The sequence below is a fragment of the Halorhabdus sp. CUG00001 genome (assembly GCF_009797925.1).
In the GTDB taxonomy this organism is placed as follows: domain Archaea; phylum Halobacteriota; class Halobacteria; order Halobacteriales; family Haloarculaceae; genus Halorhabdus.
Map to the genome: position 1 here is coordinate 1,450,951 of NZ_VOLB01000001.1, position 24,844 is coordinate 1,475,794.

Genomic DNA, 24,844 nt, shown 5'->3' on the forward strand with positions numbered 1-24,844 from the left:
GTATCGTAGCGACGGAAGAACAATCTGGCCTGTTTCTGATCGTATTCGACGAACGGGGCGTCAGTTGCTTTGGTCAGCTAGCAGGCGAGGAGTTTACTCTCACAGTCGGTCGGGATCGACCATCGGCTCGGGATAGTCCTCGCCGAGGACGACGCCACGGTCGCGTTGCTCGCGGTCGTTCATCCGCCAGGGCTCGCGGGCGTACTCGGCGATCAACCCGTCGAGTGCCGGACACCACTGGGTGATGTACTCCGCGCCAGGATCGTACCGCTCGGCCTGGGAAAGGACATCGAACCCGCCTTCGCGACTGTCGTTGCCGACCTTCGCGATGTACGCCCAGTTGCCGTAGTTCGAGGCCGGGTCGTAATCGAGCAGGTGGTGCTCGTAGTGGGCCCCACCCCACCGCCAGTCGATATTCAGGTCGTGGACCAGGAAGGAGGCGGCGTTCTGGCGAGCGCGATTGCTGACGTAGCCTGTCGCCGCGAGTTCCCGCATAGCGGCGTCCACGAACGGCACCCCCGTTCGTCCTTCCTGCCAGCGTTGGAAGGCAGCCTCGTCGCGACGCCAGTGGATGTCGGTCCGCTCACGGATCCCACCCGGCCTGAAGAACTGCCCGCCGTACTTGGCGAACTGGAACTGGAAGAAGTCCCGCCAGCGCAACTCGAAGCGGAGCCAGTACGTCGAATCGTTGGCGACGCGTTCGCGCTCGTAGGCCTGGACGGTTTGATAGACGTTGCGGGGCGACAGACACCCGACGTTCAGCCACGCCGAGAACTTCGAGGAATAGTCCCGGCCGACCAGCCCGTTGCGGGTCTGTTTGTACTCCCGGAGGGAGTCACTCTCCCAGACGTACTCCTCGAGACGATCCTGAGCGGCGGTTTCCCCGCCCGCGAACTCCAGGGCCATTCGGTCATCATCGGGCACGTCGCCGAGGACCTCCAAGGTGTCGAGGCCGGGGATCGATCCGGCCTCGGGCGTGTCCGCCGGCAGCGGTGGAACAGCAGGCGCGTCGAGCGGATCCCGGACGTGGCTCTCGTTCTCGACCGCCTTGCGCCACGGGGTGAACGTATCCGGCATCTCGTCGTACGGCGTGGGCAGATCCTCGACGTGATGGAGCGTGTGCGTCCAGTGTCGCGTTACCGCGAGGTCGTCCGGTACCGCCGCTCGAAGCTGGTGTTCGCGCGTCCGCTCTTCGGGGAGCGCAAGCGTCTGGCAGTGCAGGCGGTCGGCGTCGACGTGCTCGACGATATCGGGCACCACCTCGTCGGGACGCCCGTGGCGGACGAGCAAGTCCCCGCCGGCATCGCGAAGCTGTTCGCGCAGGTCCGCAACTGCCTCGCGCTCGAACTGTGCCCGACCGGCACCGATGCCGTCGTACTCGAAAGACGCGGGGCCGCCGAACTGCCGCGGGCCGTACCGCCGTGGGTCGAAACAGTAGACCGGCAGAACGCGATCGGCCGAACACGCGTCGGCGAGTGTCGGATTGTCGTACACTCGCAGGTCACGCCGCAGCCAGACGACAGCCGTCTCTGACATAGGAGGAAGTGGGGGCTGTAGTCACTTGGACGGCGGGGTTGAATCGCCGGTTCGCCAGCAACATTTGAGTGTGCCGACACGACTATGCGGATAGATACCGAGAAGCACGTATGGCGATCGCCCGGCGTCAGTCCGGCACGCTACCGGCGGCCCGAGCGCTGGCGTCCCAGATCCACCCCGTGTTCATGTTGCCCCCGGTGGCCGTCTCACTGACGGGATCGCTACTTGCCGCCCGGGAGACAGGCTCGTTCGGGCCGACGATCGCTGCGCTGCACGCGACGGCCATCTTCACAGCCGTCTACACCGCCCACCTCAAGGATGGCTACGTCGACTTCTTCGTCCGCGGCGAGGACGACGATCACCCGCTGTCGGCCACTGGCTGTCGGGTCGGGCTGGTCGCGGCCGGGGTGGTTTTCCTGGCCGCGCTGACCGGGGTTTTCCTGACGGCTGGGCTGGGTGGTGCCGCCCTGACCGCGCCGACGTGGGCGCTGGGATACTTCCACGCCCCGCAACTCGATACGAATCCCGTCACGGCGACCGGTGGGTATCCAGCCGGGATCGCGCTTGCGCTACTGGGGTCGTTCGTCGCCGGCCACGGCTCGCTGACGCCAGCTGTCCTGGGCCTGGCGGGCGTGTTGCTCGCGGTGCTACTGGGGATCAAGGTGATCGACGACGCCCAGGATTACGCCTACGACCGGTCGATCGAGAAGCGAACGGTCGCCGTCGTCCTCGGGCGGTCGCGAGCACGCCAAACGGCCGAAGGGTGTCTGGCCGCCGGATTGCTCGGCGTGGCCGGCCTGGCCGCAACCGGCGTGTTCCCGACGGGGACGATACTCGCAGTGTTCGCGTTCGGCGGCGTCGCGGCGATCGCGCGCCGGGCCGACCCGCGGCTGGCGACGATGTTGCTGGTCCGTGGGGCGTACGTGTTTCTCGCGCTCCTGTTGATCGCACTGTGGTATCGGCCAATGGCTGGGCCGCTCCCGATCGATATCGGAGTCTTCGGTCCGTACACCTACCTCGCGACGGAGGTGGTCTTTGGCGCGCTCGCCCTAGCGCTGTTGTGGCGAGCCGAGGCCATCGCGAGTGCAGCCCGAAGTATCGTCGTCCTCTATCCGCTGGCGTACGTCTGGGACTGGTACACGCTCGAAGTGGGCATCTTCGCCATCGAGTTACGGACTGGGATCGACCTGCTCGCCATTCCGCTCGAAGAGCACCTGTTCATGATCGTCGTGCCAGGGCTAGTGATTGGCATCCACGAAACGTTGCGAGACAGCGATACGTGAAGAGAGTCCGTATGCCGGGCGATAGATACACTCATGGGGCGTGTTTCGCGTCCCCGTGGTACGCCATCTCTCGGAAGCCTTATACATCCCACTCCCCTCGGTAGATTCGCAATGGCAACTGGTACGGTCGATTTCTTCAACGACACTGGCGGTTACGGTTTCATCGAGACTGAGGATGCGGACGAAGACGTATTCTTCCACATGGAAGACGTCGGCGGCCCGGACCTCGAAGAAGGACAGGAAGTCGAATTCGACATCGAACAGGCCGAGAAGGGCCCCCGCGCGACCAACGTCGTCCGCCAGTAAGGCTTTCGACGCGACTCGCGATTCTCCTAATACACTATCAACCGGGTAGCCGACGGCTCGTCGGCTCGTTCCCGCGAAGAGAGCCGGTGCTTACTGCGTGATGTCGGCCAACGGGACGAGCCGATGCTCCATCGTTGGCTTCGTATAGCCTGACGATTCCTCGGTGACGCCTGCAGTGTACACCGTCACTTTCTGCTGGAGGACGTGTGGCTCACCCTTGGTGTTGTGGATCACGTCGATGGACTCCCAGGCTTCGGCTTCCATATCGGAAGTGGTGGTCGCCGTGACAATAAGGTTCACCCGGCGACGACGGTCGCCGTGGTCGGAGAGTGCAACGGCAGTCACCGATAGCGTGCGGAACGCTCATAGCGGCGAGTGTCCTACTGGGTGGCGATGAGTCGGCCACCCGAATACGATTTCTGGCTGTTCGATCTCGACGGGACGCTCGTCGACGTCGAGGGCGACTATCCCCAGCAGGTGTTCGATCGGGTCGGCGAGCGACTCGACTACGACTTCGACGAGCGAGAGATCCGGGTCCTCTGGCATGGACTCACTGGATCACGAAACGACCAGCTCCGGGAGTGGGGACTCGATCCCGACCAGTTCTGGCCGGCCTATCACGAGATCGAAGACCCAGCGGCCCGGGCACAGGCGGCCTACCTGTACGATGACGCCCGAGAACTGCTCTCGACGATCGACGCACCGACCGGGATCGTCACTCACTCCCAGCCGTACCTGACGGGACCGACCCTCGAGACGCTGGGCCTTGGCGAACAGTTCGACGCCGTCGTCTGCTGTGACGGGGACCTCGGGTGGAAACCCGATCCCGCGCCCGTCGAGCGCGCGATGGCCGATCTTGGTGTCGATACCAACGGCCACGCTGGTGTCATGGTCGGTGATAGCCCTCACGACGTCCGAGCCGCCCACAACGCCGGCCTAGACGGGATCCACGTCGAACGGTTCGATGGGACCGACCGCCCGGGGGACATCGACGGCGAGCAGCACGTCAAGCGGCTGGACGAACTCCTTTGAGCGGGTCGAGTGGCTCTGTCCGGGATGACACACCAGCGTAATGCTCATCTGCTAGCCAGAAGAAGCGTCGTGAAATGGTGTCGATCGCCCTCCTCGGCGGCACGATCGTGGCGCTGGTCGGACTCGCAATCGTGGCGCTTGGCCTTCGAGAGTTGTCCTTCGCCTGGCGTGTCTATCGCGGCGACCCGCTTGCCGTCTTCGAACTGCCCAACGAGACCGGCCCGGTCGAGGTGATGGGGACGGCCGAGCCCGGTGAGGGGACCGCCCAGGCACCGATCTCCGGGGTCGAGACCCTCGTCTGTGAGTGGGCCGTCCAGGAACGACGAACCAGCGGCGGCACGCACGGCTCGCGGACGTACTGGAAGACCCTCGACCAGGGATTGGTCGGTGGCCCCTTTCGGCTGGCTGATGACACTGCCAGTTGTCGGGTCGAACCGGCTGGCTCGGTCCGGGAGTTCGAGGAACACACGGTAACAGTCCCTGCAGGGACGACCCCACCCGAACGCATCCGACAGTTCGTCGCCGAGAACCCGAACGTCTCGCCACAGGACGAGACCCTGGACATCGGGGTCGCCGAGTTGCATATTGGCAACGAACAGCGCTTCGTCGAGCGGCGGCTCGATCCGGGCGAGGACTGTTACGTCTACGGCCGCGCCCACGCCGATCCGACCGCGGGTGCTCGCGGGGGCGAGGTCAACGTCCGTGTCGATGGCCGTGGAGTTCGTCGATTCTTGCTCGCGGATCGTCGGGAGCGCGGCGTCGCCTGGGCAGTCGCGAAGATCGGGTTGGCGGCTGTCGCTCTCGGCCTTGGCGTACTGGCGCTTGGCGCGGTCGGGCTGGTCGCCTGACCGTTGCCGTGTGACAGCAGCAAGCGTCCCTCGAAGTGTCGATACCACCGTGTTTTTGGCCCTACCGCTCGAAAGACGGTCCATGTCAGCGCTCCGTGAGGCGATCGAGGACTTGCCCGAGGCAGTCTTCGCCGACTTGCTCGAATCCGAAGATGCCTACCTGCTCGTACTCGACATGCCCGGCAGCACTGCCGAGACAGTCGACGTCTCGGTCGAGAACGGGCGATTGCTCGTCGAGGCGCGTCGCGAGAAATCGATTCCCGCGGACTTCGAGTACGTCTCCGAGGAGCGATCGCTGTTCCTCGACGTCGAGGTCCCCTTGCCGCCGGCCGTCGCCCCCGGCGATGCCCAAGCGACCGTCGAGCGGGGTGTCCTCGAACTCCGACTCCCGAAATCGACCGTGACGACGAGCGAGTCGATTCCCGTCGAGGACGCCTAGGGGTGGCTGTCGGGTGTCCCTCCGTACCTACTGGCGGTTTGTCGCCGTCGTCCGGCAGTTCCTCCCGCTTGCGCTCACCTACGCCCGGGACCGCCGGCGGTTCCTTCTGTTCGGTCGAAGCCGGAGTGTCTCCAGCCAGCAACGCCGAGATCGAGCCGAGCGACTGCTGCAGTCGCTTTTGACACTCGGGCCGACGTTCATCAAGCTGGGGCAGTTGCTCTCGACGCGGCCGGACGTGCTCCCGCCGGAGTACGTCGAGGAGTTCTCGAAACTCCAAGATAGCGTGCCCCCAGCCGACTGGGAGAAGGCCCAGGCGGTCATCGAAGACGAGCTGGGCACAGTCGAGGAGCGATTCAGCGAGTTCAACACTGAGGCGATCAGCGGCGCGAGTCTGGGGCAGGTCTATTACGCCGAAGTCGGGGACGATCCAGTCGCGGTAAAGGTACGTCGGCCGGGCGTCGAACAGCTCGTCGAGTCCGACCTGCAGGTCGTCCAGTGGCTGTTGCCCATCATCCTGTATTTCGTCGACGATGCGCGATCGTTCTCCCTCGAGACACTGGCCGACGAGTTCGCCACGACGATCCGCGAGGAGATGGATTACGAGCGCGAAGCCGAGATGTTGACCGAGATCCGGGGAAACTTCGCTGCGGAGGAGGGAATTCGAATCCCGCCTGTCGTCCAGACCCACTCGACGCGACGGATCCTCACTATGGAGTACATCGAGGGGACGAAGATCAACGACGTCGAGGAACTCGATCGGCGTGGCGTCGACCGGACAGCACTGGCCGAGAATCTCGAACGCGCGTACTTCCAGATGATCGTCGAGGATGGTGTCTATCACGCTGACCCCCATCCCGGGAATCTCGCCGTCCAAGACGACGGGACGCTCGTGTTCTACGACTTTGGCATGAGCGGCCGGGTCGATGCCTACCTTCAAGACCGGATCATCGACTTCTACATGGCCGTCGCCGACCAGGACATCGACGCCATCCTCGATGCACTCATCGCGATGGGGACACTCTCACCGGAGGCGGACCGACAGGTCATGGCCGAGGTGATGGAACTGGCGATCGCCGACGCCCGGGGCGAGGATATCGGACAGTACCGCGTCCAGCAGATCATCCAGAAGGTCGAAGACACGATCTATGAGTTCCCGCTCCGACTGCCATCGAACCTGGCGCTTGTCCTCCGGGTCGCGACGGTCGTCGAAGGCGTCTGCGTGACGCTGGATCCGGAGTTTGACTTCATCGACGTAGCGACGGACTTCCTCCGAGAGGAGGGCTATCTAGAGGAGAGTGCCAGGGAGTTCGTTCGCGATCGAGTCGAGGAAGTCGGACAGGCAGGACGGTCGGCGGTTCGGATCCCACCGAAACTCGAGACGACGCTCGACCGGATCGATCGGGACGACTTCTACGTCAGGGCCGACCTCGAGGACTCCGACGGCCTGTTGGACGCTCTCGCGGCGCGGCTCGTGCTGGGACTCTTTGCGACCGGCGGGTTCGTCTCGACAGCGGTGCTGTACTCGTTTTCGACGGTCCGGGCGACGCTGCTCTCGCTGCTGGTGACACTGCTCGTGTTGTTCGGTCTCTATCGGTCGTTCCGACAGCGGCAGTCGATTCGGGCCAAACCCCAGTTCACGCGCCAGAACATGCGACAGCGTGATGAAACGGGACAGCCCGACAGCCCGGCGATCGGGGCAGACGGCCCGGTCAGTGACGAGGAGGCCAAATCGCCCACGGAAGATCGCTGGACGTAGGCGCCGGAAATGGCCGGGAAACCGCCAGTGACGACGCGATGCGTTCCAAACCGTTTATACTCATCCCCGGACAATCCCGCCACATGGCAAAACAGCAGACCGAAGTGCGAGAGCTCGACGAAGGGAGCTACGTGATGATGGACGAGACGCCCTGCAAGATCACGTCTTACAGCACGGCCAAACCAGGGAAACACGGCAGTGCGAAGGCCCGTATCGACGGGAAGGGCGTTTTCGACGGCAAAAAGCGGAGCCTCTCCCAGCCGGTCGACGCGAAGGTCTGGGTCCCGATCATCGAGCGCAAACAGGGCCAGGTCGTCTCGGTCTCGGGCAACGACGCTCAGGTGATGGATCTGGAGACCTACGAGACGTTCACGATGCGCGTCCCCGAAGACGAGAATCTCGAACCCGACGACGAAATCGAATACCTCGAACTCGAAGAGCAGCGCAAGGTCGTATAGATGGTTTTTCCCGGCGCACTCGCCGACCGCGAGTCGGCTGCCTATGCGGTCGTCGGTGCGCCACTCGATGTCTCGACAACCTTCCAGCCGGGCGCTCGTTTCGGGCCGGATCGCATCCGGCAGTTCGCACGCTCCTTCGAAGATTACGACCCGAAAACGAACAGTCACTTCTCCGCTCGCGGCGTCTACGATCACGGCGACGTCGGGGCGATCGGTGCGATCGACGACGCCGAAGAGTACCTGACGTTTCTCGAAGGCGAGGTGCGCGATCTCCACGCCGATGGACTGACGCCGTTGCTCGTCGGCGGCGAGCATACCGTCAGCGTGGCGGGCGTCCGCGCGATCGACCCGGACGTCTTCGTCTGTCTCGACGCCCACCTCGACCTGCGGGCAGAATACGCCGGTGATCCCGACAGCCATTCGACGGTGACCCGTCACGCCCTCGACGTGGCCGATCGGGCGGTGATCCTCGGAGCGCGGGCGGGCAGCGAAGCCGAGTACGATCGGGCGAGTCAGGCCGACGTCTCCGTCGTCCCGCCCGCGGACGTCCGCGACTGGACGCCCGGCTTCGACGACGAATCGGTCTATCTCAGCGTCGATATCGATGCCGCCGATCCAGGGTTTGCCCCGGGGACCGGGACGATGGAACCCGGTGGACTGAATCCACAGACGATGGACCGCCTGGTTCGCGAGGTTGCCCCCCACGCCACCGGGTTCGACGTGGTGGAAGTCAACGATCGGGACGACGGTCAGGCAGCCGCGCTGGCGGGGAAGCTACTACGGGCGTTTGTCTACGCCCACGCTGCGGACTGACCGAGTGGACGGGCTCGGGAGTGGGCCGCCGGGGTTTTTGCCCCGCCCGATCCTACCACCCGGACATGGACCGCTTGGCATCCTGTTACTTCTGTGGCGTCGCGGTAGAGGCTCCACTCCAAGAGTATCCGGTCGTCCCGCGGGATCTCCGTCCCGGCGTCGAAGACCAGAGTACGGTCGTCCTCTGTCCAGAGTGTCGACGGAAACTCTCGACAGTCGTCGAGCGGGTCGTCGACGCAGCGACTGCGCCCGGAGCGGTTGACGGGCCAGATACCGCCCAGGAGACGCTTTCACGTGAGGAAGACAGAGAAGCCACACGACCAGGACCCGACAACTCGGTACTCGACGGGTTCGATCACGAGCGCCCCGATCTCCTCGAGATCGACGGAGCGGAAGACGACGAAGGCAAATCTGCCGGAAACCACGGCAGCGACGCGAGGGCCGGCAAGCAGGAGGAGACGACCGACGACCGGACGGGCACCACGGACCCAGCGCCCAATCGAACGAGCGAGACGACTGAGGAACAGCCGGGAGACGAGAATCCAACCGGGGCGAGCGAGGGGCGGGCAGAGACAGACGAGCGCGAGGACTCGACGGACGGGGCAACCGACGAGACGACAGCCCTAGCAGCCGACGCGGATTTCTCGCGGTCGGCGTACAACCGCGTGGTCAAGCTCCTCCAGAATCGGGAGTTCCCGGTCGACGCTGACGATATCCAGACGGTCGCCAGAAGTGCCTACGAGATCGAACGTCGGGAATCGGAGGCAGTCATCGACGCACTGATCGAGCGCGACGTCATCGAGCGCGACGGGAACCAGCTCTACCGGGCTGAGGACTGACGGGGCCGAATCTCACTCCCGACGAAGACGCTTCCATCCACCACGGTCGGCGTCGAGTGGTCACGATTGCTGGCCTCGTACCGGCAGATGGGAGATATTTTCGTTATCAACGAGAGGGTGTGCTGTGAGATGTCGCTCGTGTCGATTCGAGTATACAACACCTGGCAGTGGAGTATCTCACAGATCGGTGTGACACAACTTCAGGTCCCCGAAACGACACGGCGATTGTCTAATTTGCAAGAAGACTCCAGAACGACTACAGTACCGCCCCCAAAACGGGCAGGTATGAACTGTAGCGAAATTGCCGAGCGGTTCGATGAGCGCCTCGACGTCGCTGATTACGCCGATATCGACGCCAGCGCGAACGGACTTCAGGTCGGGCCAGGGAATAGCGAGGTCGAACGCAGTGAGACCTCGGAACGTGCGAGCGGTGAAACCGCGAGCAACCAGGTCGAAGACGTCGCTGTCGCGGTCGACGCCGCCGTCGAGACGATCGAGGCGGCCCGCGAAGTCGAGGCTGATCTGCTGGTCGTCCACCACGGGCTGTTCTGGGGTGACGGAATCGAGCGCGTGACAGGCGAGTCCTACCGGCGACTGGCCCCGCTACTGGAGGGGGACCTTCCGCTGTATGCGGCCCATCTGCCGCTGGACGGCCACCAGGATCTCGGTAACGCGGCCGGGCTGGCCGATGTCCTGGACCTGAGCAACCGCGCGCCCTTCGGCGAACTCGGCGGGGAGTACATCGGCCAGCGCGGCCGGATGCCGGCGATGACAGTCGAGGAACTCGAAAAGCGACTTGCCAGCGAACTCGATATCGGTGGCCAGCCGATACAGACCCTCGACTTCGGCCCCGAAGAGATCAGCGACGTGGCGATCGTCACTGGCAGTGGGACCGACTGGATCGATGAGGCCGCCGAGAAAGGGGTCGACGCACTGGTGACGGGCGAGGGCAAACAGGCGGTCTACCACCGTGCGAAGGAACTGGGACTCACTGTCGTCCTGGCGGGCCACTACGCCACGGAGACCTTCGGGGTCCGTGCCCTCGCCGGCCTCGCCGAAGAGTGGGGCCTGGAGACGACGTTCATCGACCACCCGACCGGCCTCTGAGCATGGCCGTCGACGGGGCGGAAGTGCCGGCATTCGAGTCGATCGACAGTCACGACGAACTGATCGACTGGTCGCGCGCCTACGCCCGGGAGGCGCGCCGCGAGTGGCTACTCGACGTTCGGTTGGATCTCGTCGAGTGGACCGTCTCGACGCGGGCGCGCCGCCGGGCAGCAGCCGTCAAGCGGCCACAACTGCCGGATGCGACCGTCGGTGAGCCGATCAACTGGGACGATGTTCCCGACAGCGATGGCCGGCCCCTTCCCTGTACGGTCGCCTTGACCTGGGACGCCTTCGCGGAATTCTCACGTTCGGAGTGGGCATCGACGCTCCGTCACGAGTTGCTCCACGTCGAGCAGTTCCAGCGCTTCGGGACGACCGACCACGGAGCGGCATTCCGCCGACGCGCCCAGGAGATCGAGACCGACATGCACTGTCGAAGCTTCGCGACGCCGGAGTGGCTGTTCCGCTGTGGGGACTGTGGCCGGGCGGTCGCCCGGCGATATCGGGACTGTCAGTTCGTCGCCGAGTACGAGCAGTACCGCTCGGAGTGCTGTTGGGCTCCGTTGACGATGAGCCACCCCGAGTCGTGAGCCCCGGAGCTACCGCGATCGTACGCTTCAAGCGCCTCGCCCGTGGAGGAGTGACTATGACAGACGACCACGCCGAGAGTCATCGCGAGACGTTCGGTCACGATCCGATCGGGCACGCCGAAGTACGCGCTGGAATGACAGTCGGAGAACTCGCCGGAGAGTACGGCGAAGGCGGTGTCGGCGCGAACACACTGTACGAGGCCGTCGACATCTACAGCGAGATGCTCGGCGACGACGTGACCAACTTCCTCGGTTTGGCGGGGGCGATGGTCCCGACCGGGATGCGCCAAATCGTGGCCGACCTGATCCGGGACGGCCACGTCGACGCGCTGGTGACGACGGGCGCGAACCTCACCCACGACACGATCGAAGCGATCGGCGGCAAGCACCACCACGGCGAGGTCGTCGCCGAGGACGCCACCCCCCGCGAACACGACGAGCAGTTACGCGAGGAGGGTGTCGATCGCATCTACAACGTCTATCTCCCCCAGGAGTACTTTACGACCTTCGAGGAGCACCTCCGGGACGAGGTCTTTCCCGTCTTGGAAGCGGAAGGAAGCGTCTCGATCCAGCGCCTGACCGAGGAGCTGGGCCGAGCCAACAGCGAGATCAACGAGCGTGAGGACGTCGAAGAAGGGCCGGGTATCGCCGCCGCGGCCTACGAGAACGACGTCCCGATCTACTGTCCCGCCGTCCAGGATTCGGTACTGGGCTTGCAAGCCTGGATGTACAACCAGACCAGCGACTTTACGCTGGACGCGCTGGCGGATATGACACAGATTACTGACATTGCCTACGAGGCCGAGCAGGCCGGCGCGCTGGTGGTCGGGGGCGGCGTCCCGAAGAACTTCGTCCTCCAGACGATGTTGGTCAGTCCGGACGCCTACGATTACGCCGTCCAACTGACGATGGACCCGCCCCAGACTGGTGGTCTCTCGGGCGCGACACTCGACGAAGCCCGCTCGTGGGGGAAACTCGAAAAGGCCGCCCGCAACGCCTCAGTGTACGCCGACGCGACCATCACGTTCCCGCTGCTGGTGGCCGCTGCGCGCGAGCGAATCGACGAGTGACTGCGAGCGGAGCGGTTTTCCCGTCACCTTGGGCAGCCAGCGCCCCCCAGTCGTTTTGGCCGTCTTCGTCCTCGAATGTCGCCTGACGACGGCCACACCGACGCGCGTTGGGTTCTCGGGATCGTCTCGGCCCACTCACGCACAGCGAAGGGAAAGTCAAGGGTCGACAGCGGAGATGCGGGCGAGACCGCCACCAATCGTTATTGGGCCGGCGGATAGAGGTTCGGTCGTATGTACTACCGACGACTTGGCAAGACGGGACTCGAAGTGTCGCCGATCGCCCTGGGGACGTGGCGGTTCGGGATGGAACACGAGGAGACGGGCGTCGTCGAGACGGGCCGGGAGGAAGCCCACGAACTGCTCGACGCTTACGCGGAGTTGGGTGGGAACTTCATCGACACCGCAAACGGCTACGGCGGGGGCGACAGCGAGCGCTGGATCGGCGAATGGCTCACAGAGCGCGACCGTGAAGACTACGTGATCGCTTCGAAGTGCTACTGGTCGCAAGAGTCACGGTTCCAAGAGAACCTCTCGGCGAAGAACGTCCGGGCTGAAGTCGACGGGTCGCTCGATCGCCTGGATACGGACTACCTGGATATCCTGTATTTACACCGCTTCGACGACGAGACGCCAATCGAGAAGACGCTGCGGACGATCGACGATCTCGTCAGTGAGGGCAAAGTCCACCACGTCGGCCTCTCGACGGCCGACGCCTGGAAACTCACCAAGGGTCTCTGGAAAGCCGACGTCAACAACTACGAAGCCGTCACCGTCACGCAGCCGCTCTTTCACGCCGCCTACTACGAGGACGTCACAGAGTATCTGGACGTCTGTGCCGATCAGGACCTGGCAGTCTGTCCGTACTCGCCGCTTGCCGGTGGGTTCCTGACGGGCAAGTACGAGCGCGCCGGCGACGGGACATACGAACTCGACGCCCCGGAGGACGCCCGCGCCCAGCTCGACGACCGCTTTCTGGACTTTTATGTCTCCGAGCGGGGTTGGCACGTCCTCGACGAGGTGCGGGCAGTCGCCAAAGCGGTTGGAGCCACACCCGCACAGGTCGCCCTTCGGTGGTTGATCGACCAGCCCGAGTTCACCTGCGTCCCGATCGTCGGGGCCCGAACGGTCGAACAACTCGAGGAGAACCTTGGCGCGATCGAGGTCGAACTGACCGACGAGCAGTTCCGACGGATCTTCGACGCGCGCTACGACGAGGATGGATCCCTCTATCAGACAACCGCCTGACGTGCATCATGGACTGGAGAGGGCCATCCAAGCGACTTACCCGACGAGTGTGAGGCCAGTAACGTCCTGAACCGGTTCGATGTCCAACCCGAAGGCAGCGAGTAGCCGACAGTGGCTCTCGACGTGGTCCGTCACGTCCGGAATCGAGATCTCGCCGCCTGCAGCCGCCAAGAACGGGACGAGTTGGTCTGCGAGATGAGCGTCGACGGCCGCGGGCGAATCCCGGACGTCGAGTGCTCGATCGACAGCCTCACTGGCGACGTGCTCGGCCGGTTTCCCGCGTTCACCGAGTGCGGAAACCCCTGCGACCGAAGCCTCGAAGTCGAGTCGAATCACCAGGCTCGAACCCGTCGATGGCGTCACCGAATGCTGGGTCGTCACAGCCGTGACGTCTACGCCCGCCGCCGCGAGGGCGTCGGCTGCGGCGGTTGCCTGGCGCGTCGCTACGTCTGCGTCCTGCAGATCCATCGACGCCGTAGCGTAGATCCGTGCCCCGACGAGTCCCCCCGGATCACCGAGCGCGAACGACTCGAGCGTCGACGGCGCGAGGCAAAGTGTCGCCTCACCACCGCCGGCCGGATAGAAACCGGGTCGGTCGACAGTGACGCCGGCGTGAACGCCGTGGTCTGCCAGGACCGGGAGTTTGACCTGGCGGTGGTAAGCCATCGGCGGCGACCACTGGACGTCCGTCCCGCCAGTGGCGGTGAGGACGAGTGGCTCCTCGAGGACAGTGGCCAAGGGCACCACGGCGTCGAACAGGAGCGGGATGCTCCCCGCCGTGCCGATATCGGCGCTGTAACGGCCGCCTCGCGGGTCTTCAGGGTCGAAGGTGACCGTCGTCGCGCCGATCTCGCGGCCGTGGACCGTCGCGTTGGAAATATCCGCGAGTACGTCCAGAACAGCCAGATGCTGGGGTCGAAGCCCCGGGTCGGGGCGAGAGCCTCGGACGTCGGTCATCTCGATTGCCGTGCCGGTCATCGCCGAGAAGGCCAGCGCCGACCGGAACAACTGTCCACCGCCCTCGCTCCCGTCGAGTTCGAGCACGAGCGGTGTTTGGTCCCGAACGGCCCTGAATGGAGCGGACGGTGAGCAACCGTTTTGCGCCTGCCGCGTGTACCCTCGGCTGGCCGATGACGAGCCCACGGGCCGAGCCGGCCTCACGACCCGGCGACGACGAGCCCTATGAGTGCCGAGGCCAGCTTTCTATCCATACATTTGCGAGGAGAAGTGAACGAACGGCAGAGAATTGCGTCTGCTACCCTCTGAGAGGGGACAGTTGCCAATTGGAGCCAAATCAAGGATATACTGGGAAGACGAGTATCTAAGGAGTTCAATTCCCCTCCAGAGCCCAATGATCCATCTCTGGAAATTCCTTCCTTCCCAATTCCCGTATCATACCACCGTGCAGCGTATTTCCGATCTGCCAAACTTGATACTTTTCGGTTTTCAGAGAGTCCCCATGAACTGCGTAACCATCCATGTCAAAGAAATACATATTTAGGGCAGTCATTTTGGCGCAATCTGAATCCTTATCCTGCGCGTAAAAGATTGCATCCACATCTGATGGAATCGTTAGGGCTACGCTGATTAGGAGACGTCCGCTGCCAGAAAATGGGTCAGAAATAGTGATAATGCCCTCCCGGGTTTCGTCAATGTCGACTGTCATCGAAGCCATAGCATTGCCGATCTTGTGCGGCGTGAAGTACTGCCCGAACGAATTACTATCCATCCCTAATTCTTCATAGATGACTCCGAGTAAATCCATATTCGTTTCATCAATTCCTCGTTTGAGTTCTCCAAAAGCTTGTGCGTAAAGATCGATGGGACGCTGGCCTTCCGGTTGATCGTTGTCGTACTTCTCGACAATCTCTAGGTAGCCCTCATCATTTCCTTCCAAGCTATAGAGCATGAGATCGATCCAGTCAGAGAAAATTTCGTAGCGGGAAAGGCCTTGATCCCCAATCCGTTCTATTATCTCTACTATCGGTTCGACCTGTTTCTGAAGTTGATCGTGTTTTGGAGTTCGTTTCATTTCCCGTCTCCTCACTTACCACAAACGCCAAGCGGAGCAGTATAACCATAGGTAATAAGTAACGCCCAATTTTGATTCTTTGGCCGAGAGAGACCCGCTGACTCAGTGTTGAAAGACCGAAACTAGAAATTTAAGTGAATTTTGGGAAACCCAAAAGCTAAGTGGGTTGCACTCTCACAACTTCATGTGGCGGTTGACATGAGAGAAGGCGGAACGCGGTTGGAAATCCTCGCTGCAGTCGCGACACTCGAACGCGACCGGGAGGCGCCGCCCCGCCAGAAAGACATCACAGAACAGGTCAGCGTGACACGCGGTACTGTCTCAAAGACGTGCAGCGCGCTCGTCGACGAAGGACAGCTCCTCCTCAACGACGGTGAGTACCGTGTCAACGAGGAGATGCTCCTGCTCATCTACAAAGAGCATCTCGAGGGCTACCTCATCCGAGACTCTGCGAACAACGGGTTCGCGGACCTCGTCGAGGCACGGAACGAACTCCGGATCGAACTGAAAGGCGAACTCCGGCAACTCGTCACCGACGGCGACGACGGCCGGCGACGCATGATGATCGACATCCTGCGCGAGGTACTCGTCTACGCATTGTCGTTCCGCGAGATCCAGACGCTCCGCGACTACCTGTTCGCGGTCGACCACCTCATCCGGACGCTCGCCGCCCACATCACCACCAGCCAGAACTTCGACGGTTCGGACGTCGCCCACTCTGACGGGATCCGGCTGGTACTCCTCATCGCCGTCACGCTCGACCGCGGGTACGCGATGCTGGCCCGTCTTCGCGCAGCCCACGACGAACTGGAAGACCACCTTCCCGGAGCACCGCCCGAAGAACAGATGATCGACTACCTGACGACCAAGTAACACATGACACAGAACGTATACGACGACGTCACGCCGGAAGAGCTCGGTAAGAAACTGTACAACTGCGCAGACGCGATCCGAGACACCGTCGACGAGACCCGGTACAAGGACTACATCCTCCCCCTGGTGTTCTACAAAAGCATCGACGACACCTTCTCCGACCGGTTGGAAGACAAGAAGGAACAGTTCGCCGGCGACGAAGAACTCGCACGGAAGGCCATCACCGACCTGACCGTTCCCGAGGACTACCGGTGGGAAGCCGTCACCGAACAAAGCGAGAACATCGCCCCCTACCTCGACGAATCGTTCGACGCCCTGGAACGCGAGAACGACAGCCTCCGCGGCGTCGTCCGCGTCACCTACAGCGACGAGGATGCACTGACCGATCAACGGCTCCGTGACCTTATCCAGCGCATCAACCGGTTCGAACTGAGCACCGAGAGGGTGGAGAAAGACTTCCTCGGCGAGGCCTACATGTACATGGTCGGCGAGTTCGCCAAGGACGAGGGCAAGGATGGCGGCCAGTTCTTCACCCCGCCGGATGTCCTCGACCTCGGTGTCCGCCTACTCGGCAACAGCGGCGGCCAGTACGGCTTCGGCAAAGGCGCGTCGTTCCACGACCCCACCGCGGGATCCGCGGGCTTCCTCGTCCATGCAGCCTCCTACGCCCGCAAGAACGACGCCGGCGAACCCAGCACGTGGACTGTAACGGGCCAGGAACTGAACGCCGACATCGCGGCAATCGCACAGGTCAACACGTTCCTCCACGGCCTCGACGCAGAGATCCGGCGCGAAGACTCGCTGTCCGATCCCGCGTTCCCCACGTACCTGCAAGACGACGAAGGGTTCGACTACGTCTTCGCCAACTTCCCATTCTCGTCCGACTGGAATAAGGACGATCGGAAGGACGACAAGTGGGACCGGTTCGACTGGGCAGACAAGTTGCCGCGCGCGGACCGTGGCGACTACGCCTTCATCATGCACATCGAGAAGCTGCTGAACGACCGCGGCCGTGCCGCGATTGTCATCCCGCACGGAGTGCTCTTCCGGACGAACGAAGGCCGGTATCGGGAGACGTTGATCGAGGAAGACATCATCGAGTCAATCATCGCCCTCCCCGACAACCTGTTCCAGAACAACTCGATCCCTAGCGCCTACCTCGTCCTGAACAAGGACAAGCCCGAGGACCGTAAGGGTCAGATCGAGTTCATCCACGCCGACGACGAGGTGTTCTACCGCGACGTCAGCAACCAGAACAAGCTCACCGACGAGGGCCTCGACCACATCGTCCAGAACTTCAGCGACTGGATGACCGAGGAACGGATCAGCCGGACAGTCTCGCTCGACGAGATCCGGGAGAATGACTACAACCTCAACGTCGCGCTGTACGTCGATACGACGGGACCAGAAGAAGACATCAACGTCACGGACGAACTCGCAAAGCTCCGGACGACGCAAGCTGAGCGCGACGAGCTGGAAGCCGAGATGACCCAGCACATGGAGGCTCTCAATTATGAGTGACGAGGTCCCGCTGACCGAGTTCAGCGACGCGGAAGCCAGCCAGTCGACCGAGTACGTCGACACCCCGGTCGGGGAGCTGCCAGCCGATTGGGATATCGAATGGCTGGATGACGTCTGCTCCATCAATCCCGACGGCTTCTCCAAGGACGAATGGCCGTCCGACACGTTCGACTACGTGTCGCTCTCCGACGTGTCCGGAGGCACTATCCTTCAGAGTAATTCAACCCCGGTGGACGACGCACCGAGCCGGGCCCAGCGCCAGATTCAGCAGGGCGATGTCCTCGTGGGCACCGTCCGCCCTAAACAGGTTAGCCACGGCCTGGTCACTGAGGAATACGACGGGGATATCTGCTCCTCCGGGTTCGGCGTGCTCCGACCTGGCGCCCGCGTCAACGCCCACTACCTGATGCAGGAAGTCCTCTCCCACCGCTTCTTCCGGCAGATGGAGGCGTACGTCGCCGGGTCCGGATATCCGGCGGTTAAACACAGTGACCTCCGGAAACACCGCGTCGCCCTCCCGTCGCTGACAGAACAGCGCAAAATCGCCAGCGTGCTGTACACCGTCGACCAGCTCATCCAGAAGACGGAAGATGTCATCGAACACGCAAACCGGATCAAGACCGGGGTCACCCAGGACGTGTTCGAGAACGGGACGAAAGACCACACCGGGAAGCAGGAAGCGAAATCCGGTGTCTACCCGGCCGCGTGGGAACTTGTCCGGTTCGAAGATCTCATCACCAACACGCGGTACGGCACAGACACCAAGTCCAACACCGACGGCGACGGCTACCCGACGCTCCGCATCCCAAACGTCGTCGACAAACGGCTGACGCTGGACGACCTCAAGTACACCCCCGTCGACGACACGGAACTGGACCGGCTCCGTCTCGAAGAGGATGACCTCCTCATCGTCAGGACCAATGGTAACCCGGAGTACGTCGGGCAGTGCATCACGTTCCCCGGATTCGACGACGACTACGTCTACGCATCGTACCTCATCCGGCTTCGGGTCGACGAAACCCGGGTACTCCCGGCATATATCCGCGAGTTCCTGAACTCGGAGCGCGGCCGTGCCGAGATGCGTGGATGGATCCGGAGTTCGGCCGGGAACTACAACCTTAGCGTGGGCGCGCTGGAGAAATTCAAGATTCCGGTCCCGTCGCTCGAGGAGCAGGCTGAGATGGTGGATCACATCGAATCGGTCGACCACATCGCCGAGGAGAACCGACACTACCGCGGCCAGCTGCAACGGTTCAAGCGTGGTCTGATGCAGGACCTCCTCTCCGGCGAGGTCCGTACGACCGGGAAGGGAATCGACATCCCCGACGAGGTCAAGAACTATGAGTCAGAATAAATTCCCCAGCTTCAACGAACAGAAGGTCGAGTACGCGCTACTCGACTGGCTCGCCGACGCCGGCTGGAACACCTACGGCGGCCCCGACGAGCCGGACGGCGGCGTACAGCTCGACGCGAAACACGGCCGCGACGACAAGAGCGAGGTCATCTACTGGGAGCTGCTACGTGAGCAACTGATCGCCCTGAACGAGGAGGTAACCGATCACAACGTCGACGACGTGATCACGTCCCTCCGCCGTGACTTCGCTGGCGACAATCTACTCGAAGCCAACCGCAACGTCCAGGAACGTCTCCGGAAGGGGCGGCAGGTGAACCTGTCCAAGCCGGACGGTACCTCGGAGAAGGTGATAGTCGACCTCATCGATCACGAGACACCAGAGAACAACTCGTTGATCGCCGCCAACCAGTTCCGCGTCCGCCAGGACGAACTGGTGATCCCGGACGTCGTACTGTTCGTCAACGGCATCCCACTCGTCGTGACGGAGCTCAAATCGCTCACTCAGGACAGCACGGTCGCCGACGCGATCGACGACCTTCACACCTACGAGGAGGACGCACCACGACTCTTCGCCCCGGTCCTGTTCAATATCGCCGCAGACCACGAACACGCCCGGTACGGTGCCGTCGACGCACCCGAGACGCACTACAACCCATGGCAGCCCGACGACCCAATCGGCTCCCACAGCGAGCTCAAGGAGATGGCGCACTCGCTGCTGACGCCGGGCACGCTGCTGGACATCGTGAAACACTTCGTGTTCTACCAGCGGCAGCCGGGCGGCAACGCGAAGATCATCCCGCGCCACATGCAGTACCACGGCACGAACGCCATCCTGCAGCGGGTTAGCCGTGGCCGGTTCGAGAACGGACTGATCTGGCACACACAGGGTAGCGGGAAGTCGTTCACCATGTTCTTCACCGCGCGCAACCTGCTGTACCGGCCGGACATCATCAAAACGCCGCAGGTGCTCATCCTGGTCGACCGGCAGAACCTCCGGGATCAAATGTCGGACGACCTCGGGAAGCTCATCGACTTCGAGCACTACGATATCGTCACGGATGGCGCCGACCAGCTGCAGTCACTGATCGAAGAAGGCCAGAGCCAGGTTGTCGTCACCACCATCCAGCTATTCCAGGACATCGACGAGAACATTCAGGAGAACGACGAGACCGTTGTCCTCTCCGACGAGGCCCATCGGTTCATGGAGGCGAAACTGGGCAGCAAGCTCGATAACGCCCTCCACAGCTACTACCACTTCGGGTTCACCGGGACACCGGTGAACGAGAACACCGAGGCCGGCCGAAACACCTTCCAGCACTACTCGGAACCGCAGGACGAAGAGGGATACCTCCACTACTACTCGATGGGGGACGGTATCGAGGATGATGTTATCCTGCCGGTTCACTTCGAACTCCGGCACGGGAACCGCGACTGGGAGATCAACGATGACATGATGGACCAGGCGCACGAGGCCGCGACGGGCGACCTCGACTACGAGGAACGCGATCAGCTGATCCGCGAGACGATCAACCAGCAGACGCTCGCCGAGCTCCGACCACGTGTCGAGAGCATCGCCGAGGAGATCGTCCACCACTACCGGGAGAAACTGGCGCCCAGCGGCTGGAAGGGTATGGTCGTCACCCCGTCCCGGAAGGCGGCCGCGCTCTATGGCGAAGAACTACAGAAGCATCTGGACCCGGAAGAGGTCGAGGTTGTGATCTCGTCGGCCGGGAGGTCGGATCCGATCACCCGGACATACCACACGTCAAAGAGTGAACGGGAGCGCATCGTTGAGGAGTTCAAGGATGAGGACGGCGACCCGAAGATCGTGGTCGTCTGCAGCATGCTGCTCACCGGGTTCGACGCCCCGATGCTTAAGACGATCTACCTCGACCGGCCGCTGACGAACCACAACCTGCTGCAGGCAATCGCCCGAACGAACCGGCCGGCCGAGGGGAAACAGAACGGCGAGATCGTGGACTTCGCCGGCGTATTCGCCGAGGGGAACGTCGAGGAGGCGCTGAACTACTACCCGCCGAACGTCCGTAAGGCGGCCGCGGAGGACGTCAACGAACTCCTGGACAAGTTCGATACGAAACTCCAGGAGGCGATCGACCTATTCGACCACATCGATATCGACGACGACCCCGAGACGGTGGTCGAGTGCCTGACGTACCTGCGGAAGGACGTCGAGGCCCGCCGCCGGTTCAAGGAACTGTACCGCGACGTGGAAAACCTGTACGACACGCTGGCGCCGATGGGCGAACTCGAAGACAGGGACACCGGCCGCCCGCAGAAGTACAGCTGGCTGACGCAGCTCCACCTCGCATACCAACGCAGTATGAACCGCGAGAGCGAACCTGAGAAGCGGCTGCGCGAGAAGACGAAAGAAATCGTCGAGAACAACGTCGAGGTCGACGCCGACTGGCTGGATGAGGAGTTCGAGGTCGTAGAGTTCGGTGCCGACCACCTCGAACGCGTCCGGGACATGGAGGCGGAGCAGGGGATCACCGAGGTTGCCGGCGCGGCCGACGACTATCTCGACGAACGGTCCGAACACCACCCGCGGTACCGGCGGTTGAGTGAACGCGTTCGCGAGGTCGTCGACAAGTGGGAGAGCGACGAGGTGACCGCCGACCGCGCGTACGAGGAACTGGTCGAACTGGAGGAGGAAATCCTGTCGGTCGAAGACGAAGCCGAGGAACGTGGACTGTCACCGTCCGGACATGCCCTGTTTGCGGCGTTGATGGACGACGGCGAGGAGGGCTTCGCGGAGTACATCGACAACGAGGACGAGGCCGAGTTCATCGCAAAGCGTGTTGACGAGGAGTTTGTGAACCGCGTCGACCTGTCCTACAGTGGCTGGAAAACGAGTAAGCGGACTCGGGAGGATATCCAGAAGCTGTTGCTTGAGGTTGTCGCGATCGAGGGCGAGAAGCCAGACCTCTGCAAGGACGACCGTTTTCTCGATGACGCTCGCGAATATCTGATCGAGAACTATCCTGACAACTAATGATGGTCGTCGAGAGTATCGACGGCACTCCTTCCTTCTTCGATTGTTTCGACATCAAGCGGCTCCAAAAACTTTGAGTCTAACTGGATGCGGTCCTCAGACTCTTCAGGTTCTGATTCATCCGAGATGGGAAAGGATGTCCCTGCTCGGGGGTTAGGATACCGAACGCGTAACGACTTATGATTGACGCGGACCACTCGTCCCACCTGCCGGTTCGGGTTTCGGAACGTCACAATGCTGCCCTCTTCCAAATGTTCACGGAGCTCCTGGCGACGCTGTTCTCGCCGTTGCTCGGTTTGTTCGGAAACTGACGACCCAACCGCGTTCAGGGCTCGTTGCTGCGCTCCATTCGCAGCCGATTTGATCCCGCTGATCCTCTCCTCAAGTTCGTCGCTTGCTTCCCGTTCCAGTCGGCTGCGTTTCTGTGCCTGCTTCGATGGATATCTCGATCGTCCGGCCTCTATTGGTGATGCTATCTCAGCCATCCGCCGCCGCTTTCCCATCCAGTCGTTGAACTGGTGACGAGCCACGTTAATCCGCCGTAGCAAAATATCGTCGTGAAGGTATTCGAGTTTAGCTTCGTCCGGTAGATCTGAGTAGATTTCTTGAATATAATCCACCGTCTCTCGTGGCGGTGACCGAACACCGGTGAGAGAGATTTCATACACCGCACCGATAACTACCTCAATTCGATCCGGGTTATCAATGTCCGGCAGTTCGTTCTTTTTATCGATAGCTTGCAATGTCTTCTGCCTACCGGCACCGATACCAATCGGAGTATCCATCATTTGGTCCCTCCTGCGAATGTATCTCCGATATCTGCGCACAACACCACTGCGTTCCGAGGAGATAATATAGGATTTTGATCAAAACACATTACGTCTTCATACTTCGACATTACACTTCTGTGCTCCTTGCAGGTACATAAATTTGGCAATCGTATAAGGAGAGACCTTGTCCATAATGTCCCCTTCTCATGGAATAGCGGACAGACCAAGAGACTTCGACGAGACGCGGTTCCGCGGCGGGGGGCTGAGGGACACATCGGATTGTATCTCGAACCGCAGAGCCCCCGCGTCTCTTGACGAGATGATGGACTAGTCGTAGAGCCGGGCTCGCTCTGAATACGGAAATCTCCAATATCAACGAATTTCGATTTTCGGAATAGAAGTGTTCACTGTGCGATTAGTCGCGTTCTGTGTCGTACAGCGGCAGGTCAGCAAGCGCCTCAGAATCGCAGTCGAACGGACTCGGGAGTTCGTCAACAAAGGCCCGCACGAATCCCCTGGTTCCCGGCTCGACCATCACCTCTGCATCCGCGTGAACCGTCTCACCCTCTTCGTTCTCGTAGGTCGTGGGGAAGAGCACGGGAACTCCCTCCTCAAGATACTCCTGCGAGACGTTTCTGAGCGCCTCGCTCTCCGTATCGAGGTTCCCGTCCATGTCAATCGTCCCGACGACCTCACCCCGCTCGTGATTTAGTATCTCGACTTCGACCATGATATCTTACTCTATCGGCGGTCGGAGGTCGTGACGACGGAAGTCCATCGTCTCACCGGAATCAAACTCGACCCGATATAGTTGCGAGTCTTGGTCGCCGCCAGTGACCGTGCCTGCGTCATCACTCAGTATCGACACGATTGTTCCGTGCTGTCCGTGAAACTGCTCGTAGTCGATATCACTCTCGTCGGGAATATCTACACGAACACGGTCACCCTGGGTGAATTGTTTCATAGTGGTAGGACGTCTGTTAGCCGGTGCTATGCTCGAAGTCGGTCATCTCTGACCACTCACAGCCACACGATTCGCAAGTGTAGCATTTCTTGATGCCAGTTCCCTCTCGTTTGTCGAACACCCAGACGTCATCATCATCGCCACACTGCGGGCACGTTTCTTCGACCTTCCATGCTGTAGCCATTGCGTATCAGACTTCGTGTTCAGAGCGGAGCTTGGTTAAAGTACGCAGCAAAGTCATTCTGAATCGCCTTCCTCATCTTCGGTCTCATCGTTCGCCATCCCATCAGCAACGGCCCACCCGAAATCCTCCTCCATCCACTCCGCTATCTCGGCGGCATCGGCGTCGGGGCCGGGACGTTCGGGCCGTTCGGGATCGTCCATGCGTTGTAGTATTTCTCCTGACAGTATTTAATCGCCAGTGATGTGTTACTCATCGCCCCCGAGCGCCCACAACGCCATGTCGAGCGTCCGGAGGCTCACGTCGTACTCATTCGCTATCGCCCAGCACGCACCAAGGTAAAGCAAGTAGTCCTCGACGGTTGGGTTATCGGGCATCTCATCGGGCAAGTACCCGTTCTCGTGCAGCACACCCCACGCCTTCCAGTCGAGCACGGTGAAGCGGTCGGGGTTCATGAACAGGAGAAACGCAGAGCCCATACGTTCAGCTACGCCGGTGATTTCAGTCAAGTGCATCAGTTTCTCGCCGGGCGAAGAGGCAGCAATCGCCTTCTCGATTTGTGAGGTGACAAACGCTTCGTCGTTCGAGTTGAAATCATCGAGAACCTTTCCGACGAACGGTGAGCCGGTCATTTTCCATCGTACAATCCATTCCAAGTCATCCCATGTCCACGACCCCTCCTCGAACGCCAAAGGAAGCGTTTCGAGACGTTCTACTTCTTCGGCATACAGGTCCTCTTCCGCCTCGTAGGCGACTTCCTGCTCTTCGAGTAACTGCTGGGAGAGAGTCATACGAGATAGTCCTTGCACAACCC

26 protein-coding genes are annotated in these 24,844 nt (G+C 61.9%); 17 read left to right on the forward strand and 9 right to left on the reverse strand.

Annotation, left to right across the window (positions count from 1 at the left end; translation table 11 throughout):
* Positions 1-99: 99 nt before the first annotated feature.
* Positions 100-1,536, reverse strand: a complete 1,437-nt coding sequence (locus tag FR699_RS07250; RefSeq protein ID WP_158854982.1) for a DASH family cryptochrome — start codon at positions 1,534-1,536, stop codon at positions 100-102.
* A 110-nt stretch (positions 1,537-1,646) separates the two neighbouring features.
* Between FR699_RS07250 and FR699_RS07255 the strand changes: the two genes are divergently transcribed.
* A complete protein-coding gene (locus FR699_RS07255; RefSeq protein WP_158854984.1) occupies positions 1,647-2,819 on the forward strand; it encodes a lycopene cyclase domain-containing protein in 1,173 nt (390 codons plus the stop codon).
* 111 nt (positions 2,820-2,930) lie between these two features.
* Complete coding sequence (locus FR699_RS07260) at positions 2,931-3,125, forward strand: cold-shock protein (protein ID WP_008526685.1); 195 nt, start codon at positions 2,931-2,933, stop codon at positions 3,123-3,125.
* 90 nt (positions 3,126-3,215) lie between these two features.
* Here FR699_RS07260 and FR699_RS13165 read toward each other — a convergent pair whose 3' ends face one another.
* Positions 3,216-3,389 carry a hypothetical protein gene (locus FR699_RS13165; protein ID WP_199268301.1) on the reverse strand — a complete coding sequence of 58 codons (174 nt, stop codon included), beginning with the start codon at positions 3,387-3,389 and terminating at the stop codon, positions 3,216-3,218.
* A gap of 129 nt (positions 3,390-3,518) precedes the next feature.
* Here FR699_RS13165 and FR699_RS07265 point away from each other — a divergent pair, with 129 nt between their 5' ends.
* The 11 genes from FR699_RS07265 to FR699_RS07315 all read left to right on the forward strand — a co-directional run bounded on the left by FR699_RS07265 (position 3,519) and on the right by FR699_RS07315 (position 13,322).
* The gene (locus FR699_RS07265) at positions 3,519-4,157 is read left to right on the forward strand and encodes an HAD family hydrolase (RefSeq protein WP_158854986.1); all 639 of its coding nucleotides are present in this window, start codon (positions 3,519-3,521) and stop codon (positions 4,155-4,157) included.
* A 74-nt stretch (positions 4,158-4,231) separates the two neighbouring features.
* The gene (locus FR699_RS07270; protein WP_158854988.1) at positions 4,232-5,005 is read left to right on the forward strand and encodes a hypothetical protein; all 774 of its coding nucleotides are present in this window, start codon (positions 4,232-4,234) and stop codon (positions 5,003-5,005) included.
* An 82-nt stretch (positions 5,006-5,087) separates the two neighbouring features.
* On the forward strand, positions 5,088-5,444 hold the full coding sequence (locus FR699_RS07275; protein ID WP_154551091.1) for an Hsp20/alpha crystallin family protein: 357 nt from the start codon (positions 5,088-5,090) through the stop codon (positions 5,442-5,444).
* Positions 5,445-5,457: 13 nt separating this feature from the next.
* Positions 5,458-7,200 carry an AarF/ABC1/UbiB kinase family protein gene (locus tag FR699_RS07280; protein ID WP_158854990.1) on the forward strand — a complete coding sequence of 581 codons (1,743 nt, stop codon included), beginning with the start codon at positions 5,458-5,460 and terminating at the stop codon, positions 7,198-7,200.
* Positions 7,201-7,283: 83 nt separating this feature from the next.
* Complete coding sequence (locus tag FR699_RS07285; protein ID WP_154551089.1) at positions 7,284-7,658, forward strand: translation initiation factor IF-5A; 375 nt, start codon at positions 7,284-7,286, stop codon at positions 7,656-7,658.
* The gene (locus FR699_RS07290) at positions 7,659-8,471 is read left to right on the forward strand and encodes an arginase family protein (RefSeq protein WP_158854992.1); all 813 of its coding nucleotides are present in this window, start codon (positions 7,659-7,661) and stop codon (positions 8,469-8,471) included.
* A 65-nt stretch (positions 8,472-8,536) separates the two neighbouring features.
* Positions 8,537-9,310 (forward strand): hypothetical protein, encoded by a 774-nt coding sequence (locus FR699_RS07295; protein ID WP_158854994.1) that lies wholly within the window; start codon positions 8,537-8,539, stop codon positions 9,308-9,310.
* A gap of 285 nt (positions 9,311-9,595) precedes the next feature.
* Positions 9,596-10,417, forward strand: a complete 822-nt coding sequence (locus FR699_RS07300) for a Nif3-like dinuclear metal center hexameric protein (protein WP_158854996.1) — start codon at positions 9,596-9,598, stop codon at positions 10,415-10,417.
* Between the two features lie 2 nt (positions 10,418-10,419).
* Positions 10,420-11,007 carry a SprT-like domain-containing protein gene (locus FR699_RS07305; RefSeq protein ID WP_158854998.1) on the forward strand — a complete coding sequence of 196 codons (588 nt, stop codon included), beginning with the start codon at positions 10,420-10,422 and terminating at the stop codon, positions 11,005-11,007.
* A 56-nt stretch (positions 11,008-11,063) separates the two neighbouring features.
* Complete coding sequence (locus FR699_RS07310; protein ID WP_158855000.1) at positions 11,064-12,077, forward strand: deoxyhypusine synthase; 1,014 nt, start codon at positions 11,064-11,066, stop codon at positions 12,075-12,077.
* 231 nt (positions 12,078-12,308) lie between these two features.
* Positions 12,309-13,322 carry an aldo/keto reductase gene (locus FR699_RS07315; protein WP_158855002.1) on the forward strand — a complete coding sequence of 338 codons (1,014 nt, stop codon included), beginning with the start codon at positions 12,309-12,311 and terminating at the stop codon, positions 13,320-13,322.
* A 36-nt stretch (positions 13,323-13,358) separates the two neighbouring features.
* On the opposite strand, the gene rtcA is transcribed toward FR699_RS07315, so the two are convergent.
* Together rtcA and FR699_RS07325 are read right to left on the reverse strand one after the other, a co-directional pair.
* Positions 13,359-14,366, reverse strand: coding sequence for an RNA 3'-terminal phosphate cyclase (gene rtcA / locus FR699_RS07320; protein WP_154551079.1), 1,008 nt, complete (start codon positions 14,364-14,366; stop codon positions 13,359-13,361).
* A 286-nt stretch (positions 14,367-14,652) separates the two neighbouring features.
* Complete coding sequence (locus FR699_RS07325; protein ID WP_158855004.1) at positions 14,653-15,354, reverse strand: N-6 DNA methylase; 702 nt, start codon at positions 15,352-15,354, stop codon at positions 14,653-14,655.
* A gap of 186 nt (positions 15,355-15,540) precedes the next feature.
* Between FR699_RS07325 and FR699_RS07330 the strand changes: the two genes are divergently transcribed.
* Genes FR699_RS07330 through FR699_RS07345 form a run of 4 tightly spaced genes read left to right on the forward strand, consistent with a single transcriptional unit; the run spans position 15,541 to position 22,115 of the window.
* On the forward strand, positions 15,541-16,227 hold the full coding sequence (locus tag FR699_RS07330) for a hypothetical protein (protein WP_199268302.1): 687 nt from the start codon (positions 15,541-15,543) through the stop codon (positions 16,225-16,227).
* 3 nt (positions 16,228-16,230) lie between these two features.
* Complete coding sequence (locus FR699_RS07335; protein WP_158855006.1) at positions 16,231-17,748, forward strand: class I SAM-dependent DNA methyltransferase; 1,518 nt, start codon at positions 16,231-16,233, stop codon at positions 17,746-17,748.
* Positions 17,741-19,102, forward strand: coding sequence for a restriction endonuclease subunit S (locus FR699_RS07340; RefSeq protein ID WP_158855008.1), 1,362 nt, complete (start codon positions 17,741-17,743; stop codon positions 19,100-19,102). Before FR699_RS07335 ends, FR699_RS07340 begins: the two co-directional genes overlap by 8 nt.
* A complete protein-coding gene (locus FR699_RS07345) occupies positions 19,089-22,115 on the forward strand; it encodes a type I restriction endonuclease subunit R (protein WP_158855010.1) in 3,027 nt (1,008 codons plus the stop codon). Before FR699_RS07340 ends, FR699_RS07345 begins: the two co-directional genes overlap by 14 nt.
* Here the strand turns inward: FR699_RS07345 and FR699_RS07350 are convergent.
* From FR699_RS07350 to FR699_RS07365, 5 genes are all read right to left on the reverse strand, one after another.
* Positions 22,112-22,900 (reverse strand): hypothetical protein, encoded by a 789-nt coding sequence (locus FR699_RS07350; protein ID WP_158855012.1) that lies wholly within the window; start codon positions 22,898-22,900, stop codon positions 22,112-22,114. The genes FR699_RS07345 and FR699_RS07350 overlap by 4 nt on opposite strands.
* A gap of 400 nt (positions 22,901-23,300) precedes the next feature.
* Positions 23,301-23,615: a hypothetical protein gene (locus FR699_RS07355; protein WP_199268303.1), complete on the reverse strand. Its 315-nt coding sequence runs from the start codon at positions 23,613-23,615 to the stop codon at positions 23,301-23,303.
* Positions 23,616-23,621: 6 nt separating this feature from the next.
* Entirely contained in the window at positions 23,622-23,849 is a 228-nt protein-coding gene (locus tag FR699_RS13465; RefSeq protein ID WP_370515553.1) for a hypothetical protein, read from the reverse strand.
* 237 nt (positions 23,850-24,086) lie between these two features.
* On the reverse strand, positions 24,087-24,233 hold the full coding sequence (locus tag FR699_RS07360; protein WP_158855014.1) for a hypothetical protein: 147 nt from the start codon (positions 24,231-24,233) through the stop codon (positions 24,087-24,089).
* A 45-nt stretch (positions 24,234-24,278) separates the two neighbouring features.
* Positions 24,279-24,821: a hypothetical protein gene (locus FR699_RS07365; RefSeq protein WP_158855017.1), complete on the reverse strand. Its 543-nt coding sequence runs from the start codon at positions 24,819-24,821 to the stop codon at positions 24,279-24,281.
* Positions 24,822-24,844 lie beyond the last annotated feature (23 nt).

Bases quoted from the DNA above. Each gene is read 5' to 3' on its own strand.
- FR699_RS07270 (WP_158854988.1), top strand. From the start codon at position 4,232: ATGGTGTCGATCGCCCTCCTCGGCGGCACGATCGTGGCGCTGGTCGGA.
- FR699_RS07340 (WP_158855008.1), top strand. From the start codon at position 17,741: ATGAGTGACGAGGTCCCGCTGACCGAGTTCAGCGACGCGGAAGCCAGC.
- FR699_RS07260 (WP_008526685.1), top strand. From the start codon at position 2,931: ATGGCAACTGGTACGGTCGATTTCTTCAACGACACTGGCGGTTACGGT.
- FR699_RS07335 (WP_158855006.1), top strand. From the start codon at position 16,231: ATGACACAGAACGTATACGACGACGTCACGCCGGAAGAGCTCGGTAAG.
- FR699_RS07360 (WP_158855014.1), bottom strand. From the start codon at position 24,233: ATGGACGATCCCGAACGGCCCGAACGTCCCGGCCCCGACGCCGATGCC.
- FR699_RS13465 (WP_370515553.1), bottom strand. From the start codon at position 23,849: ATGAAACAATTCACCCAGGGTGACCGTGTTCGTGTAGATATTCCCGAC.
- FR699_RS07275 (WP_154551091.1), top strand. From the start codon at position 5,088: ATGTCAGCGCTCCGTGAGGCGATCGAGGACTTGCCCGAGGCAGTCTTC.
- FR699_RS07290 (WP_158854992.1), top strand. From the start codon at position 7,659: ATGGTTTTTCCCGGCGCACTCGCCGACCGCGAGTCGGCTGCCTATGCG.
- FR699_RS07300 (WP_158854996.1), top strand. From the start codon at position 9,596: ATGAACTGTAGCGAAATTGCCGAGCGGTTCGATGAGCGCCTCGACGTC.
- FR699_RS07310 (WP_158855000.1), top strand. From the start codon at position 11,064: ATGACAGACGACCACGCCGAGAGTCATCGCGAGACGTTCGGTCACGAT.
- FR699_RS07365 (WP_158855017.1), bottom strand. From the start codon at position 24,821: ATGACTCTCTCCCAGCAGTTACTCGAAGAGCAGGAAGTCGCCTACGAG.
- FR699_RS07295 (WP_158854994.1), top strand. From the start codon at position 8,537: ATGGACCGCTTGGCATCCTGTTACTTCTGTGGCGTCGCGGTAGAGGCT.
- FR699_RS07345 (WP_158855010.1), top strand. From the start codon at position 19,089: ATGAGTCAGAATAAATTCCCCAGCTTCAACGAACAGAAGGTCGAGTAC.
- FR699_RS07315 (WP_158855002.1), top strand. From the start codon at position 12,309: ATGTACTACCGACGACTTGGCAAGACGGGACTCGAAGTGTCGCCGATC.
- FR699_RS07285 (WP_154551089.1), top strand. From the start codon at position 7,284: ATGGCAAAACAGCAGACCGAAGTGCGAGAGCTCGACGAAGGGAGCTAC.
- FR699_RS07255 (WP_158854984.1), top strand. From the start codon at position 1,647: ATGGCGATCGCCCGGCGTCAGTCCGGCACGCTACCGGCGGCCCGAGCG.
- FR699_RS07265 (WP_158854986.1), top strand. From the start codon at position 3,519: ATGAGTCGGCCACCCGAATACGATTTCTGGCTGTTCGATCTCGACGGG.
- FR699_RS07250 (WP_158854982.1), bottom strand. From the start codon at position 1,536: ATGTCAGAGACGGCTGTCGTCTGGCTGCGGCGTGACCTGCGAGTGTAC.
- FR699_RS07305 (WP_158854998.1), top strand. From the start codon at position 10,420: ATGGCCGTCGACGGGGCGGAAGTGCCGGCATTCGAGTCGATCGACAGT.
- FR699_RS13165 (WP_199268301.1), bottom strand. From the start codon at position 3,389: ATGGAAGCCGAAGCCTGGGAGTCCATCGACGTGATCCACAACACCAAG.
- FR699_RS07325 (WP_158855004.1), bottom strand. From the start codon at position 15,354: ATGAAACGAACTCCAAAACACGATCAACTTCAGAAACAGGTCGAACCG.
- FR699_RS07350 (WP_158855012.1), bottom strand. From the start codon at position 22,900: ATGGATACTCCGATTGGTATCGGTGCCGGTAGGCAGAAGACATTGCAA.
- FR699_RS07355 (WP_199268303.1), bottom strand. From the start codon at position 23,615: ATGGTCGAAGTCGAGATACTAAATCACGAGCGGGGTGAGGTCGTCGGG.